Source organism: Sphingobacterium sp. 2149 (genome assembly GCF_031455655.1).
Taxonomy (GTDB): Bacteria; Bacteroidota; Bacteroidia; order Sphingobacteriales; family Sphingobacteriaceae; genus Sphingobacterium.
Genome location: NZ_JAVDTD010000009.1, coordinates 205393 through 220133, shown reverse-complemented (window position 1 = coordinate 220133; position 14741 = coordinate 205393). Strand labels below are relative to the sequence as shown.

The following is a 14741-nucleotide window of genomic DNA, read 5'->3' as shown; positions in this document are numbered from 1 at the left end:
ATTGAAAATAACGTTTATTTTCCGTGCCGTTTCTTCAAATAATCTTCAAGAACTTTTCTTTCATTCGATCCGGTCGCCCGTATCGCGCCAACAACAGCTTGACTGCTCACCCCCATCTTATTCTTAAAATATTGAATTTCGTATTGTTCTGATCCGCTTACTTTGCTTCTGTCGGATTTCCCTCTTTTAGATTTATTATCTGCCATGGTATTTTGCTTTAGTGTCTTTTCTTTTGGCGATTGAAAAATCCTAGATTTCAATTCGCGATACGTCCAATTTTGATATAACACAAACGTCGAAGTGAAAAGGTTTTTAAAGAATTGCGCTTAAGGAAAACATACATGAAAGCATTGCTCGCTATTGCTGGCCTAATTGTATTTTTCCGTACGACTAAAGCTAACTTGGAATGTTATATTAAATTTTAACAGAAGCAGCATTTAATTTGTAACTTGCTGTTGAAAAGACACTACGTTCTTTTATACACTACGTTTGCTAATAAAAAACGTGTATGTCGATATTACTTTTGCAACATGTTGTTTTGTATGGACTATCAGTATGAATTTACCTAAATATGCGCTGGAATATACATCTTTAGCCCCGCCTCCATCACTTACTGCGGTAATAGAAAGTATTTGGATGTTGAAAAATCATTCGGATAAGATAGATGAAGGCATTATCATACCTGACGGAAAAATAGATTTATTTCTCCTGATGGAAGAAAATAATAATATCCAGATCTTCATTTCCGGAGTCTGTGATAAACCCATTTTAAAACCGCCCTATCCGAAATCGACGATGTTTGCCATAAGTTTTTATCCGTTGGCCGCTGAGTATATTTTTAAGCAGTCTTTCAAAAAATTAAGAAACCAAAGGCTAGTACTGGCAAATGATTATTTGGGATTTGGCAAAAATGATCTTGCAGATTTTGGAAACTTTTACACCAAAGCCTGTAACATATTCGAAAAGCAACTCGAAAACAAGATAGATGTGAGGAAAAAAAAACTATTCGAACATATCTACCTATCAAAAGGTCAAACGACGGTGGAAGAACTGTCTAATAAGATTATTTGGAGCAACAGGCAGATAAACCGCTATTTCAACCACTGGTTTGGGATTCCATTAAAATCTTACATCAATATTATTCGTTTTTCAAACTCCCTAAAACAATTAAAAGTCGGCATATTTTATCCGGAACTCAATTATGTAGATCAATCCCATTTCATTAGACAGATAAAGAAATTCTCAGGTGTAAGACCAACTATACTACATAAAAATGAAAACGACCGATTTATCCAATTGAGTGTATTAACCGATCGCTAACTTTGTCTGTAAATCAACAAAAAAATGAGTATTAATCATATCAATCTTGTCGTAAAGGATGTCGATAAAGCCGTTAATTTATTGACAGATATTTTCAAGTTCAATTTAATGGTCAACCGGAATAGTAAAATGGCGGTACTGAAGGATAACAATAATTTCGTACTTGTAATTTGGGGACAAGAATTGAACAAAGAGAAAGATGTACCACAATATCCTAAGAATTTCCATATTGGGTTTTATCAAGACAACGAAATTGCAGTCCAAAACATTTTCGAACTTTTAAAAAACAACGAAGAATTGAAAATTGATGCAGCGCCAAAAAAAATCAGAAATACATTCGGATTTTATTGCTACTTTGAGAATCTAATGATTGAAATTAGCGTAAATCCTTTCAATTATGAACAGGCTGCCCATGAAGATCTATAATGACCGCTAAATTCTGATCCGTTGAACATATTTATTAATAATATTTCGGCCAGGTTTATTAAAAATAAACTTCCCCATTGGAAGTAATTCACATCGGGATATATTTATATGCTGCATATAAAAAGTTTTGGCCGCAAAGAATCTCATTCTTTGCGGCCAAACTAGCAGCTAGCATAAAGCTAAATTAAGGAAGAAGAACTTGATCAATTACATGGACAACACCATTTGTTGCCAGCATGTTTACGCCAGTTATTGTGGCCTCACTGGTATTACTTTTACCTTTCAGCATTGCCTTTCCAGACAATTTCACCGTGATTTTTTCACCGTTTAGGGTACTTAGCATCTGTCCGTCTGAAAGATCAGAAGAGAACGCCCTAGCTGAAAGAACATGATAGGTTAGAATCTTTGTCAGTACTGCGGGATCAGCTTGATTAATTGAAGCTATTGTGTTGAAACCCGCGTTGATAAAAGCCTGATTTGTAGGTGCGAAAACTGTATATGGTCCTGATCCACTCAACAATTGAGCAACATTTGTCGTTCCTTGACTTGCTCTCAACACTGCAGCAACTAAGAAAGATAAATCACTATTAGCTGTCGCAAGTTCCACTATATTTTTTGTTGCGGGCATAAGTACATGAGAAATACCATGAATTACACCATTCGTAGCCATCATATCTGGCGAGGTTACCGCCCAGCCATTTACAAATACACCCTTACTATTTTTAGTGACATAAACATTGCTTCCGTTTGCTGTCTTTACTTCTGCATTAGGGCCGGCGGGTACACTAGAAGCGACTACTTTAGCGGATAGTGTATGGTATAACAAAACAGATTTCAAGCTTTCCGCAGACATACTACTAATATCTGCCGAAGTCATCCCTGAGCTTTCGAAAGCAGCGTTATTCGGAGCAAATACTGTAAATGGTCCCGTCGAAGAAAGCGTTTCGCCCAGACCAGCCTTTGTCACGGCAGAGGCTAATATGGAATAATCCTTGTTCATGGATACCATCGCAGAGATTGTTCCCGTTGTTTCCATCTGCTTGTCATCATCTTTACTACATGATAGTGTAATCATCGAGAATACCATTAAGGCTGATGCCATACTCGATAGTCGTTTGATGTTCTTGTTGAATTTCATAATTATAATTTTTAATCTTTTGATTTACAAACAAGCAAGAGCACAAAATAGTTTAATAATAAACCAAATTAATTGATATTTGTCATGAAAAATCATTTTGAAGGCTGTAATACGATATTATTAGTATCAAAATAAACTAAAAAAGCTTTTGTATGCGATATAGATTTTTAAACAAAACAGCATTGCCCTCAGAGTTGTTATGCTTTAAGATCATGCAAATGTGTTATTTTTTCCACAGCGTGTTTCGGCTGTTTTGGAGAATAAACGAACGATAAGCTGGCAAAAACATTTGATATCATAAGTACGATAAATTATACACCATAAACAATACATATATTATGTCATTATTTTCAAAAGATTTGAGCAAAGAGCCAGTATTTGACGGCGTTGGCTATGAGCCTTCTTTTTTTTCGAGAAAAGCAATGGTTACTACAAAAACCGACTATAGTAAGAAGAAATATGACGAGGGCAACAAAGATACGAGAAAAAAAATTCTTGTACTTTGTACGGAGGAACGCTATATGACCATGAAAAATGGCAAGAAATTTTCTACTGGCAATCATCCCGTTGAAACACTCGTTCCTATTCTTCATTTTGACCAAGCCGGATTTGACGTGGATTTCTATACGCCAACTGGTGGCACCGTGAAGTTTGAGATGTGGGCAATGCCTTATGAAGACGAGCATATTGGCAAAATTCTCGAAAAATACAATACACAGTTTTCAAACCCACACAGTCTCCAGGATTTTGTAGCGGACACCGCTAAATCGTATGTCGACTATGTGGCTGTCTTCATCCCGGGAGGACATGGCGCAATGCTCGGCCTTCCCGAAAATAACGATGTAAAAGAGCTGATTAAATGGGTAATAGCCGAAGATAAATTTATGCTGACAATATGCCATGGGCCCGCAGCCCTCTTATCTGCTGCACAAGGTGTTGATGAGGGTGATTTTCCATATAAAGGATATAAAATCAATTCATTTCCTGACGAAATGGATCTCATTCTGCCACAAAGTGGATACCAGCCCGGCGAAATGCCTTGGCTATATGGCGAGAAACTGAAAAAGCTGGGGATTGAAATTTTAAATAAAAAAATTAGCGGCGATTGCCACATTGACCGGAAGCTGATTACCGCCGACAGTCCACTAGCAGCGGATAAATTCGGTAAAATATGTGTGGAAGAATTGCTTGCTGATGAAAAGTCTAAGGTAGAAAATTAATCAAACAATTTCAAGCCTCGACCGACGACAGATCGGCCGAGGCTCACGCTAATGCGTCTTAGTTATCATTTAACTGCTATAATAATAGTTGTTTACGATATCGAATACAATAGGAAAACAGGTTTAACAGCACAATAATTGCTACTACCATCGCCGCTGTATATACGACGCTATTCATCCCCTTATTAGCCACTGCAATTGCAATTAAAGCCCAGGCAGCTACAAGTCCAAATGCGGGCATACGACATTGCCAAATCATCAGCAAATGAATTATTAGCGCAACTACAAACATGATAAGTGTCCATGTCGTTGCAGATATTCCGAATCCATCCCAACCTATCTTGGTAAGATATGCCGCAACGTCGGCAATCAAAGCGACAGAAATCCACCCAGCATAAAGATGAAAAGGCAACTTTAAAAAGGCAAGCTTTTTAAGGTTTGATTCAAAAGCAATAGTCCGAGTATTCTGAATGATCTGTAACAAAGATACAAAGAGCAGGAGCATCAAAAAAATGGTCACAAAAGTGTAGTCGTACAACCAGGTAATAACCCATAGACAATTTGCCAAACAAGAGACCGAAAACCACCACCCCACTTTTGAGATCACTTCTTCCTTTTCTCCGGTCTGTTTTAAAAGTGGGCCAAAATAGACCACAAATCCAAACAAGCCCAGATATATCAAGCCCCAAATGGAGAAAGCATACCCGGCCGGTGTAAAAAGATTTTGATACTTGGCCGATATCGTTGCCATCGTTTCCCCGTTAAAAATACCAGTATTGGATAAATAATTGATAACTACAGTAACGACTAAAACAATTCCATTGACTATTTGGTAGATTTTTTTCATTGTATACGTTATAAAATATTTTAATAAAGGCCGATTTATTAGATTATGCCCGATCGATAGGCGATTAAAGAGTAGCTATCATACCTTTTTATTACGATTAAATAGCTCTTCTAAAATCTCATAGCGATAATCAAAAATTTGATCTAATTTCCTTTTAACAAATATACTGTGCGCAACTGTGCCTAATATTCCGAAGGGCAATTCATAAACAACAGTATCTTTCATCAACACGCCTTTTTCATTTGAAATAAATTCATGAAAATGATTCCAAAATCGATAAGGTCCTTTTAACTGAAAATCAGTAAAACTCTTATTCTTTTCCACCTGTGTTATTTTGGTCTTCCACTTCAACGGAATTCGAAAAATTGGAGATACTAAATAATCGATGACCATCCCCTTTACGATTTCTTCTCCATTAAATTCCGAAACAACCACAAAGCCCATGTCCTTTGGCGTTATTTGAGCAAGATTTTGTGGAGACGAAAAAAAACTCCAAGCGCGCGCTATATCGCAAGCTAATTGTTGTTCCCTATATAATGTATACTTCATTTGAATATGAATTGCAAAAACCAATTTGATGCCTATCGCTAGCATGCTATTAAAATAACAATGCGAGGATTATTTAGTTTAAAAACATACTAAAGATACAAAAAAATAAAAAAAGCAGTATTAAAATAGCAAACAAAGAATAAAATTAAACTATATGTAACTATAATAACACTATGGGATGTAGAGTTTCGATCGACTAAAAAGACTCGACGTCCTGAAAAAGTGCTTCAAGCGTATCGATCAGCTTGGCAACATGCAGACCATCACAAACGGCATGATGTACCTGTATAGCCAATGGCATAAGGGTCTTATCTCCTTCAACCTTATATTTTCCAATCGTAAATGTCGGTGAAAAATAATTGCTAAAATCTGCAACATTAAGATTGAAACTATCAAAATGAATCCAGGGAAGAGCAGAAATATTAAAATGGTTTTTTGGCGGTTTTTCTGGGAAAAAGAGCTTGTTATCACTGTATTTTTCAGCAACATGCTCGTATTCCTGCAGAAAAGAGGTAAAGTTTTCCTGATATCCTATTGACAATGCAGAAAAAGTTTCGGCTTCTTTATGCAGTATTGTGTAAATAGGGTCAACCCTGTCCCAACAAATTAATTCGCTACCTCTCATTGCCATTTTGAATTCAGCATGTTGGTTCACAGCCCTCGAAAGGAGGTAAATCATGACAGGATAGAACTTATAACCGCGCATTTTTACAAATTGGACCACCGCCGATATATCGAGCTTAACTGTAAGGCTAAAACCACATTTTACATCCCCACGGTAAATGTCGAAGTGCTCCCTTCGCTTCCAATTTGCTGTATCAATTGTTTGATATTTTGTATCCATTTTTATCAATTATCTAGCTAGTATTTATTTCCTCGTCGCTATAATGATTTAGACAGTCAATTTATCCGACAAAGAACGCCTTTAAAAATATTCTATTTTTTTGGTTGCACCTAATTACGACAAGTTTCCAAAAGATGAAAATTTCATTTTGATACGATTGACTTCAATTTCCTATATTGGAAGATGAAGTCAAAGAGGTAAAATCGTTCCACGTATTTCTTCCAAATATAAAATATTTTTGCTGGTATCAATCAAATACAATAGGATTGATACCAGTAAAATGCTACTTGAGTTCCAATTCCAACCGGTGTTTACCAGCCTTCAATGCAATAATATTACCATTGCTTACATTATTTGGAGGATAAAATGTCGCCGTCGCATTTGGAGGTATCTGAACATCATATATAATCTTATTACCACTTAATTTCCAATGAGATAAAATTTTACCATAGGGTGATTCGTAAGAGATGGATGATTCTTTCAATTCCTGAGGAAAAATAGGCTTCAACAGTATGTTTTTGAATCCAGGTTGTTCGGGATCAGGAAGAATCCCGCCGATAGATTTAAAAAACCAGCCACCAATTTCACCAAATATCATGTGGTTGTCCGAAATATCCCGAGTTGCTTTTAAATCCCAGTTCTCTAACAATGTTGTCGCCCCATTGACAATCCACCATCCCCAGGACGGATAGGTATCTTGTACCGCAACTTTATACGCGGTAACCCCATACCCGTTATCTTTCAATGCATTCAAGAGGGCTTTTGCTCCCAATACCCCTACGTCCAAGTGAAAGTGAGCTCCTTCAACTTTCCTATTTAGATTGGCCGCAACCCTCGCTTTCATTTCGTCAGGGACAACTCCCCAATAGAGCGGCACACTCAATTCCGTCTGTGTTCCATTGTTATAAATTCCACTAGAAACATTCAAAAATCTCGCATTAATTGCCGCCTTGATTCTTTTGCTAAGTTGATCATATTTTTGATGGTCTGCCGTTTTTCCGAACAACTTTGCAGCTGCAGCCAAAATGGTCGCATCAGCATAGAAATAAACAGATGACGTCAGTTCCAAATTGGACTGAGCCTTAACTGGAACCCAATCTCCGCGTCCAAAAGTAGTAAGGCCTGAGGGGCTGATGCCGTCGACATAATCGACATAGCGTTTAATATTATCGTAGCATTCTTCCAATGCACGCGGATCACCATAAAACTGATAGATCTGCCAAGGGATAATGGCGATGGTGCTTGTCCAGTCAAGACCATTCGCTGTACCATACCCCCATCCACCCGTTGGAATAATATCTGGTAATACGCCATTCTCGTGTTGCTCATCACGATGATCGGCCAGCCATTTTTCATAAACTGTAATACCGTCAAAATTATACAGGGCAGTTTCAATCGCCAGGTGACCATCCCCTGTCCAACCATTTTTTTCGCGTTGCGGGCAGTCCGTAGGATACCCCATCAAATTCGACAAATAGGCATTGTTGGTCGCTTTCCATAGTTTGTTAATCAATTCCGAGGATGTTTTAAGCTGTCCGATAGGTTCAACATCGCTGTGCATAAAATAGGCAGTCACAGCAGAACTATCCAAAGCTATCGCTGTGCTGCTGCTAACCTCGACATAACGAAAGCCTTTATAACCAAATTTAGCCATAAACTCATCATCGCGACCACTTAAGGTTAGTATATCCGTCTGAAATGGCTCGCTTTCCTTATCGCCAAGATAGTAAATATCGATATTGGACTGATCGAGTCGGCCATCAGACTGTAACCGTTCACCATGCTTAATACGCAGAACAGTACCCCTCGGCCCCTTTATCTGAACCCTTGTAATCCCCGCCATATTCTGCCCCATATCGAAAACATACGTACGCTGGTCAATCTTTGTGACTGATTTTGGTCTGAATACATTTCCTAGTCGAATCGGAACCATTTGTTGAGAAACGATGTAGGTGGATGGAGCAGTTCTATATTGAACGGTCTGCCAGGCTGAATCTTCAAATTTTGGCATATCCCACCCGGGCATGTCAATTCGAGCATCGTAATGCTCACCCGTGTAAATATTGTTATAGATAATTGGACCGGAAGCTGTTTTCCACTGCTTATCTGAAACGACCGTTTCCTGTGTGCCGTCTGTATACTCGATTTTAAGCTCCAAACAGAATGTTGGCCGATTTCGCCATGGGGCTTGATGAAAGTTCCATACCGCCAGCGGTTGATGATTATACCATCCATTTCCCAAAACGACGCCAATCGCGTTCGCACCTCGTTGAAGTTGTCCGGTAACATCCTCTACCACATAAAGTGTTCGACGATCAAATCGCGTATACATGGGATCAAGACGGTGGTCTTCAATGCGCACGCCATTAATAGAAAGTTCATATAATCCGGCAGCAGCAACATAAGCACGAGCCGATTTTATTCGCTTCTTGGCAGTGAATTCAGTCCTAAAATACGGAGCGTTGCGCGCATTGATATCTTTATTGTCACTGATCCATTTTCCTGTCCAAAGATCCTTCCCCATCATTCCAGTCTCGAAAGATGCTATTGCTGAAACGCTGGAAATGCCGTCTCGGTCCCATACTTTAACTCGCCAAAAGTATTTTGTCCGCGGCTTTAACTCGGTACCATTATATTGCACCAACATCGCCGAACTTAGCTGCTTTCCACTGTCCCAATGCGCTTTTGCCCCGTGTAACAATTCAAGAGAATCTTGCCCTAAAAGAATCTGATAAGCTTGTTGTAAAGCGCCCCTTCGCTGGTCTTCAAGGCGCCAGCTTAGTCTCGGACGGGATGCGTCAATGCCTAGCGGATTGACCAGATGTTCGCATGTCAACTGTACAGCAGTGCAGTTATTCTTAGATTGTGCATATGCAATACTTGTCATACACAATAGTATTGTTAATAAAATCCTACGCATTAAAGGGTATAATTGTCGGTGACTGTTAAATTGTTTTAGCTGATTAAAAAACGAATATATTAAATATTTCCCAAATCGCGACCTGCACTTTCCTGATCTATCTGTGAGGCATTTAAATTAAAATTCTTGCAACTTTCAAAAAAATAATACTATCTTCGTTTTAACTTTAGGGGTGTCTGCTTGTGCAGGCTGAGATTTTACCCTTAGAACCTGATCCGGATCATACTGGCGTAGGGAAAAGTGAGCTGTCTAACAGGTGCTTTGCTGTACCTTCGTGTAGCCATTCCTAAAGTTTAACCAAAAAAATTAAGGAATGGAACTTACAATAAACCATCAAATTCGATTTTTCGACCCCGCCCCTTCTTCACTTGAGGAATTATTGGTCTTGGAATTATCTGGCAAAACCCAAGGTGTTGCCGCTGCCATCAACAACCATGTTATACCCAAGGAAGATTGGGCTACAACAACACTCAATCCTCACGATCAAATCATCTTAATAACCGCATCGCAAGGCGGATAATGATTTTAAAAAAATCACCCTAATCATTCACTTCAATTCAGAAAAATGACAGCTGAAACAATTACGCAATCCCCTTTTCCCAACTCAAAGAAAATTTTTGTACCTGGAACGCTATTTCCTATTCAAGTTGCTATGCGCCAAATTTCTTTAAGTCCAACTAAATTGAGCAATGGACAAGTAGAAATTAATCCCCCTATCACAATCTACGATACTTCTGGTCCATATACCGATGAGGATTTTCAGATCGATATCCGAAAAGGTCTCCCGCGGCTTCGCGAACAATGGATATTGAATCGCCAGGACGTAACCCAGCTAGCCAACATTACATCCCAATACGGACAAAAAAGGCTCTTTGATCCAACGCTTGATGCGCTCCGATTTGCCTATAGTCATAAACCGAAGGTGGCCACTTCTGGCGGAAATGTCACCCAATTACATTATGCAAAGAAAGGCATCATTACCCCCGAAATGGAGTACGTAGCTATCCGGGAAAATCAACGTATCGAGCAGCTAGTAGCCACCACACCTGGAATGGATCATCAGCATACAGGTGAAAACTTTGGCGCCAGAACACCTAAAAAAAAGATTACTCCCGAGTTTGTCCGCGAAGAAATCGCTGCCGGGAGAGCGATCATTCCCAATAATATCAATCACCCTGAAAGTGAACCGATGATCATTGGCCGTAATTTCCTGGTTAAGATCAATGCCAACATTGGCAATAGTGCTGTTAGCTCGAGTATCGAAGAGGAAGTTGAGAAAGCGGTTTGGGCCTGCCGTTGGGGGGCCGACACCATCATGGATCTCTCCACAGGTAAAAATATTCATGAAACCCGCGAGTGGATCATCCGCAATTCACCCGTTCCAATCGGCACCGTACCAATCTATCAAGCATTAGAAAAAGTAAAAGGGGTAGCCGAAGACCTTACTTGGGAGATATTTAAAGACACCTTGATCGAACAGGCAGAACAAGGTGTTTCATACTTTACTATACATGCAGGTGTACTGCTTCGCTATATTCATCTTACAGCTTCAAGGGTAACTGGTATCGTCTCAAGAGGTGGTTCCATCATGGCTAAATGGTGTCTTTTTCACCACAAAGAAAACTTTCTTTATACCCATTTTGATGAAATCTGCTCGATTATGAAACAATATGACGTCGCTTTTTCACTTGGCGATGGTCTTCGCCCTGGAGCTATTGCGGACGCCAACGATGCGGCTCAATTTGCTGAACTCGAAACATTGGGTGAACTTGCGAAGATCGCCTGGAAACACGATGTTCAGGTAATGATAGAGGGCCCCGGTCACGTCCCAATGCAACTGATCAAAGAAAATATGGACAAACAACTGGAATGTTGTAATGAAGTTCCATTTTATACCTTAGGCCCGCTTACCACTGATATTGCTCCGGGATATGACCATATTACTTCGGCCATTGGAGCCGCGATGATAGGTTGGTACGGTTGTGCCATGCTTTGTTATGTTACCCCAAAAGAACACCTCGGATTACCCAATAAAAAAGATGTTAAAGATGGTGTCATCACGTACAAACTAGCCGCGCATGCTGCTGATTTGGCTAAAGGACACCCTGGAGCACAGTATCGTGACAATGCTTTAAGTAAAGCAAGATTTGAATTCAGATGGGAAGATCAATTCAATCTTTCACTAGATCCGGATACCGCACGGGAATATCATGACGAAACCTTGCCTGCAGATGCAGCTAAAGTCGCTCATTTCTGTTCCATGTGTGGCCCCAAATTTTGCTCCATGAAAATTACGCAAGAAATACGTGATAGTGCAGCGCAGGGTATGCTTGAAAAATCGCAAGAATTTATCGCACAGGGTAAAGAAATCTATTCATGATCATTGCACTAACGCCGGAAGAGACCATAGATGCCGAAAAAGCGGTTCTCCATACACTTTTTGAGAAGGGACTCGATTTCCTGCACTTACGCAAATATCATTTTACAGACTTACAAATGGCAAGATATGTAGAATCAATAGATCCTGCATATCTTGAAAAGTTGGTCCTCCATTCCCACCCTCACCTGTCGGCCGAACTTGGGATCGCACGCATTCATATAAATGAATGGAGTAGACAGCATAGCCCCTCCAGTCAGATGAACGCTCCAATTATTTGCTCAACATCTGTACATGATATCCTGGCATTCAACAAACTGGATGAATGCTGGGCTTATGCTCTTCTCAGTCCGATATTTCCGAGTATTTCAAAAAAAGGATACGGACGAGATAATGCCCAACTGAATCAACTTCCAAAACGCGTTAATTTTACGGTTCGTCTGATAGCACTTGGCGGTATAAACCAAGCTAACTGCCTCCTCCCATTGCAGGAAGGCGCAGATGGAATTGCTTTGTATGGCGCTTTATGGCAGCATCCAGACCCAATTCAAAATTTCATTGCATGTCAACAAAAACTATGGAAAAACTCCAATACATATCACAAGGACAAACATTAGCTGCACAGAAAGATAATATTTTAAAGGCTCTTGATGCTGGTGTCAAATGGATACAAGTTAGGTGGAAAGGAGCTCGCCAAGAGCATGTTTACAGATTGGCAGAAGAGATCAAAAACGTGTGTTCGCTATACGGCGCCACCTGTATCATCAATGATCATCCTAGACTTGCAGCGGCTGTAGACGCAGACGGCGTACATCTCGGACTGGAGGACGGCAGTATCGCTTCGGCAAGGAAGCTATTGGGGCCAGGAAAAATAATCGGCGGTACTGCCAATAGCTTTACAGATGTAAATCAAAGAATAACCGAAAATTGTGACTATATCGGGCTTGGACCATTCCGATTTACGACGACAAAACAAAAACTAAGTCCCGTATTGGGGCTTGACGGATATGAAAATATCATTAGGCAGGTCAGACGAGAAGGGTTATCCCCTATCCCGATATTCGCGATAGGCGGTATAGCCCACCTCGAAGACATTCAACAGCTATTACAAACTGGAGTTTATGGAATTGCACTTTCCGCTCGTATAACCCATAATCCAGCAATCGTTTCATCAATCAACAAAATTTTAATATGAGCAATTTAACCATAGCCGATCGCGTATTTGAATCCAGGTTATTTTTGGGTACGGGCAAGTTCGGCAATCTCACAGAAATGAGCCATGCCATTGAATCTTCGGCTTCCCAGTTGGTTACCGTGGCCCTCAAACGCATCGATCAGAACACCGTAGACGATAATATCCTGAATGCCCTCCATCTGAAAAATATTCATTTGCTTCCCAATACCTCGGGAGCACGTACTGCTCAAGAAGCGGTACTCGCAGCCCAACTTGCACGAGAGGCTTTGGAAACAAACTGGGTAAAGTTGGAAATTCATCCCGATCCTCGCTATCTATTGCCTGATCCCATTGAAACCTTACGCGCAACTGAATCGTTGGCCAAATTGGGGTTCGTCGTCATGCCATATATCCATGCAGATCCAGTACTTTGTAAAAGGCTGGAAAATGCAGGCACAGCAGCAGTTATGCCTCTAGGTGCTCCTATTGGCAGTAATAAAGGACTTCGTACTTTGGACTTTCTTGAAATTATCATTGAACAAAGTAACGTACCCGTCGTTATAGATGCTGGCATCGGAGCGCCTTCCGATGCCGCCAAAGCTATGGAAATCGGAGCAGACGCTGTTTTAGTGAATACGGCAATTGCCATTTCCAATAACCCCGTACGCATGGCCGCAGCATTCAAAGAAGCGGTTACAGCTGGACGAAGAGCCTATGAGGCCGGCTTAGGAAAGGTCGGAGCACATGCCGTCGCTTCGAGCCCGTTAACTTCATTTTTGTTAGACTAATCATTGCATTATGACCGATTTTAAAATGCTTTTCAATCAATACTCCTGGGATGAAATCCAAATGCAAATTTACAGCACCACAGATCGGGATGTACAGCATGTGCTAAATAAGGATCATTTGACCCTATATGATTTTGGCACACTTACCGCTCCGGCAGCGGCTCCATATCTGGAACAAATGGCTCAAAAGACACAACAACTCACACAGCGCCGATTCGGCAAAACTATTCAGCTGTATGCTCCCCTTTACCTCAGCAATGAGTGCCAAAATATTTGCACTTATTGTGGTTTCAGCATGGACAACAAAATCAGGCGAAAGACGCTCAGCGATACCGAGTTGTTACTGGAAGCGATGGCACTTAAATCTATGGGAGTCAACCATATCCTCCTCGTTAGCGGAGAAGCTAACAAAACTGTTGAAATCAATTATTTCCTACATGCTATTCAACTTCTAAAGTCCCATTTTTCCCAGATATCCATTGAGGTACAACCGTTGGAACAATCCGAGTACGAGTTATTGCATGCCGCTGGCGTATATGCCATCTTGGTTTATCAGGAGACATACCACCGGGAAGTTTATAAGCAATATCATCCCAAAGGAAAAAAGTCAAATTTTGATTATCGTTTGGATACACCTGATCGTATAGGCCGGGCAGGCATCCATAAAATCGGATTGGGTGTATTACTGGGGCTCGAAGACTGGCGGGTGGACAGTTTCTTTACCACCGCACACATTGCTTATTTACAAAAACATTATTGGCAGACTCGTTATTCAATTTCCTTTCCACGGCTGCGTCCAGCTGCTGGCTCTGTGGCACCAAATTTTCATTTGGCCGACCGCGATCTACTGCAGCTGATCTGTGCATATCGCCTGTGGAATGAAAATTTGGAAATCTCTATTTCCACAAGGGAAAACGAAACTTTTAGAGATCATATTATACCCATTGGAGTAACGACGATGAGCGCTGCATCAAAAACAAATCCCGGGGGCTATGTTGTCGATCCACAAGCTTTAGAACAATTTGAAGTAAGCGATGAAAGGGATATGGAAACAATAAAAAATCAAATCCGAAAAATGGGATACTCGCCGGTAATGAAAGACTGGGAAACCAATTTCGCTGGCATAGTACGTTAAATA

At 40.4% G+C, this 14741-nt stretch carries 15 protein-coding genes and 1 riboswitch; of the genes, 9 read left to right on the top strand and 6 right to left on the bottom strand.

Annotated elements, in window-relative coordinates; genetic code table 11:
• Nucleotides 1-14: 14 nt before the first annotated feature.
• Entirely contained in the window at nucleotides 15-206 is a 192-nt protein-coding gene (locus J2X77_RS14760; RefSeq protein WP_209574237.1) for a DUF3606 domain-containing protein, read from the bottom strand.
• 349 nt (nucleotides 207-555) lie between these two features.
• On the opposite strand from J2X77_RS14760, the gene J2X77_RS14755 reads away from it, so the two are divergent.
• Both J2X77_RS14755 and J2X77_RS14750 read left to right on the top strand, forming a co-directional pair.
• Nucleotides 556-1320, top strand: a complete 765-nt coding sequence (locus J2X77_RS14755; protein ID WP_209574240.1) for an AraC family transcriptional regulator — start codon at nucleotides 556-558, stop codon at nucleotides 1318-1320.
• Between the two features lie 24 nt (nucleotides 1321-1344).
• Nucleotides 1345-1746 (top strand): VOC family protein, encoded by a 402-nt coding sequence (locus tag J2X77_RS14750; protein WP_209574245.1) that lies wholly within the window; start codon nucleotides 1345-1347, stop codon nucleotides 1744-1746.
• A 184-nt stretch (nucleotides 1747-1930) separates the two neighbouring features.
• Here J2X77_RS14750 and J2X77_RS14745 read toward each other — a convergent pair whose 3' ends face one another.
• Nucleotides 1931-2884: a fasciclin domain-containing protein gene (locus J2X77_RS14745; protein WP_209574249.1), complete on the bottom strand. Its 954-nt coding sequence runs from the start codon at nucleotides 2882-2884 to the stop codon at nucleotides 1931-1933.
• A gap of 338 nt (nucleotides 2885-3222) precedes the next feature.
• On the opposite strand from J2X77_RS14745, the gene J2X77_RS14740 reads away from it, so the two are divergent.
• Entirely contained in the window at nucleotides 3223-4104 is an 882-nt protein-coding gene (locus J2X77_RS14740) for a DJ-1/PfpI family protein (protein ID WP_209574252.1), read from the top strand.
• A 76-nt stretch (nucleotides 4105-4180) separates the two neighbouring features.
• Here J2X77_RS14740 and J2X77_RS14735 read toward each other — a convergent pair whose 3' ends face one another.
• The 4 genes from J2X77_RS14735 to J2X77_RS14720 all read right to left on the bottom strand — a co-directional run bounded on the left by J2X77_RS14735 (nucleotide 4181) and on the right by J2X77_RS14720 (nucleotide 9231).
• Complete coding sequence (locus tag J2X77_RS14735; protein ID WP_209574255.1) at nucleotides 4181-4951, bottom strand: hypothetical protein; 771 nt, start codon at nucleotides 4949-4951, stop codon at nucleotides 4181-4183.
• A 78-nt stretch (nucleotides 4952-5029) separates the two neighbouring features.
• On the bottom strand, nucleotides 5030-5500 hold the full coding sequence (locus J2X77_RS14730) for an SRPBCC family protein (protein WP_209574258.1): 471 nt from the start codon (nucleotides 5498-5500) through the stop codon (nucleotides 5030-5032).
• A gap of 196 nt (nucleotides 5501-5696) precedes the next feature.
• Nucleotides 5697-6344: a type A chloramphenicol O-acetyltransferase gene (gene catA / locus J2X77_RS14725; RefSeq protein ID WP_209574261.1), complete on the bottom strand. Its 648-nt coding sequence runs from the start codon at nucleotides 6342-6344 to the stop codon at nucleotides 5697-5699.
• Nucleotides 6345-6627: 283 nt separating this feature from the next.
• Nucleotides 6628-9231, bottom strand: coding sequence for a family 78 glycoside hydrolase catalytic domain (locus J2X77_RS14720; RefSeq protein ID WP_310081306.1), 2604 nt, complete (start codon nucleotides 9229-9231; stop codon nucleotides 6628-6630).
• Nucleotides 9232-9422: 191 nt separating this feature from the next.
• Nucleotides 9423-9518: riboswitch (TPP riboswitch) on the top strand.
• A 59-nt stretch (nucleotides 9519-9577) separates the two neighbouring features.
• Here J2X77_RS14720 and thiS point away from each other — a divergent pair.
• Genes thiS through thiH form a run of 6 tightly spaced genes read left to right on the top strand, consistent with a single transcriptional unit; the run spans nucleotide 9578 to nucleotide 14738 of the window.
• Nucleotides 9578-9784: a sulfur carrier protein ThiS gene (gene thiS / locus J2X77_RS14715; protein ID WP_209574267.1), complete on the top strand. Its 207-nt coding sequence runs from the start codon at nucleotides 9578-9580 to the stop codon at nucleotides 9782-9784.
• A gap of 45 nt (nucleotides 9785-9829) precedes the next feature.
• On the top strand, nucleotides 9830-11644 hold the full coding sequence (gene thiC / locus J2X77_RS14710; RefSeq protein ID WP_209574270.1) for a phosphomethylpyrimidine synthase ThiC: 1815 nt from the start codon (nucleotides 9830-9832) through the stop codon (nucleotides 11642-11644).
• The gene (locus J2X77_RS14705; RefSeq protein WP_209574277.1) at nucleotides 11641-12258 is read left to right on the top strand and encodes a thiamine phosphate synthase; all 618 of its coding nucleotides are present in this window, start codon (nucleotides 11641-11643) and stop codon (nucleotides 12256-12258) included. Before thiC ends, J2X77_RS14705 begins: the two co-directional genes overlap by 4 nt.
• Complete coding sequence (locus J2X77_RS14700) at nucleotides 12204-12836, top strand: thiamine phosphate synthase (protein ID WP_209574281.1); 633 nt, start codon at nucleotides 12204-12206, stop codon at nucleotides 12834-12836. The genes J2X77_RS14705 and J2X77_RS14700 overlap by 55 nt, the downstream gene beginning before the upstream one ends.
• Entirely contained in the window at nucleotides 12833-13603 is a 771-nt protein-coding gene (locus tag J2X77_RS14695; RefSeq protein WP_209574284.1) for a thiazole synthase, read from the top strand. The genes J2X77_RS14700 and J2X77_RS14695 overlap by 4 nt, the downstream gene beginning before the upstream one ends.
• Nucleotides 13604-13613: 10 nt before the next feature.
• Nucleotides 13614-14738 (top strand): 2-iminoacetate synthase ThiH, encoded by a 1125-nt coding sequence (gene thiH, locus J2X77_RS14690; protein ID WP_209574287.1) that lies wholly within the window; start codon nucleotides 13614-13616, stop codon nucleotides 14736-14738.
• Nucleotides 14739-14741 lie beyond the last annotated feature (3 nt).

Coding starts and splice junctions, on each gene's coding strand:
- J2X77_RS14740 (WP_209574252.1), top strand. CDS start 3,223: ATGTCATTATTTTCAAAAGATTTGAGCAAAGAGCCAGTATTTGACGGC.
- thiC (WP_209574270.1), top strand. CDS start 9,830: ATGACAGCTGAAACAATTACGCAATCCCCTTTTCCCAACTCAAAGAAA.
- J2X77_RS14695 (WP_209574284.1), top strand. CDS start 12,833: ATGAGCAATTTAACCATAGCCGATCGCGTATTTGAATCCAGGTTATTT.
- thiH (WP_209574287.1), top strand. CDS start 13,614: ATGACCGATTTTAAAATGCTTTTCAATCAATACTCCTGGGATGAAATC.
- J2X77_RS14750 (WP_209574245.1), top strand. CDS start 1,345: ATGAGTATTAATCATATCAATCTTGTCGTAAAGGATGTCGATAAAGCC.
- J2X77_RS14760 (WP_209574237.1), bottom strand. CDS start 206: ATGGCAGATAATAAATCTAAAAGAGGGAAATCCGACAGAAGCAAAGTA.
- J2X77_RS14745 (WP_209574249.1), bottom strand. CDS start 2,884: ATGAAATTCAACAAGAACATCAAACGACTATCGAGTATGGCATCAGCC.
- J2X77_RS14755 (WP_209574240.1), top strand. CDS start 556: ATGAATTTACCTAAATATGCGCTGGAATATACATCTTTAGCCCCGCCT.
- catA (WP_209574261.1), bottom strand. CDS start 6,344: ATGGATACAAAATATCAAACAATTGATACAGCAAATTGGAAGCGAAGG.
- J2X77_RS14720 (WP_310081306.1), bottom strand. CDS start 9,231: ATGACAAGTATTGCATATGCACAATCTAAGAATAACTGCACTGCTGTA.
- J2X77_RS14700 (WP_209574281.1), top strand. CDS start 12,204: ATGTCAACAAAAACTATGGAAAAACTCCAATACATATCACAAGGACAA.
- thiS (WP_209574267.1), top strand. CDS start 9,578: ATGGAACTTACAATAAACCATCAAATTCGATTTTTCGACCCCGCCCCT.
- J2X77_RS14730 (WP_209574258.1), bottom strand. CDS start 5,500: ATGAAGTATACATTATATAGGGAACAACAATTAGCTTGCGATATAGCG.
- J2X77_RS14705 (WP_209574277.1), top strand. CDS start 11,641: ATGATCATTGCACTAACGCCGGAAGAGACCATAGATGCCGAAAAAGCG.
- J2X77_RS14735 (WP_209574255.1), bottom strand. CDS start 4,951: ATGAAAAAAATCTACCAAATAGTCAATGGAATTGTTTTAGTCGTTACT.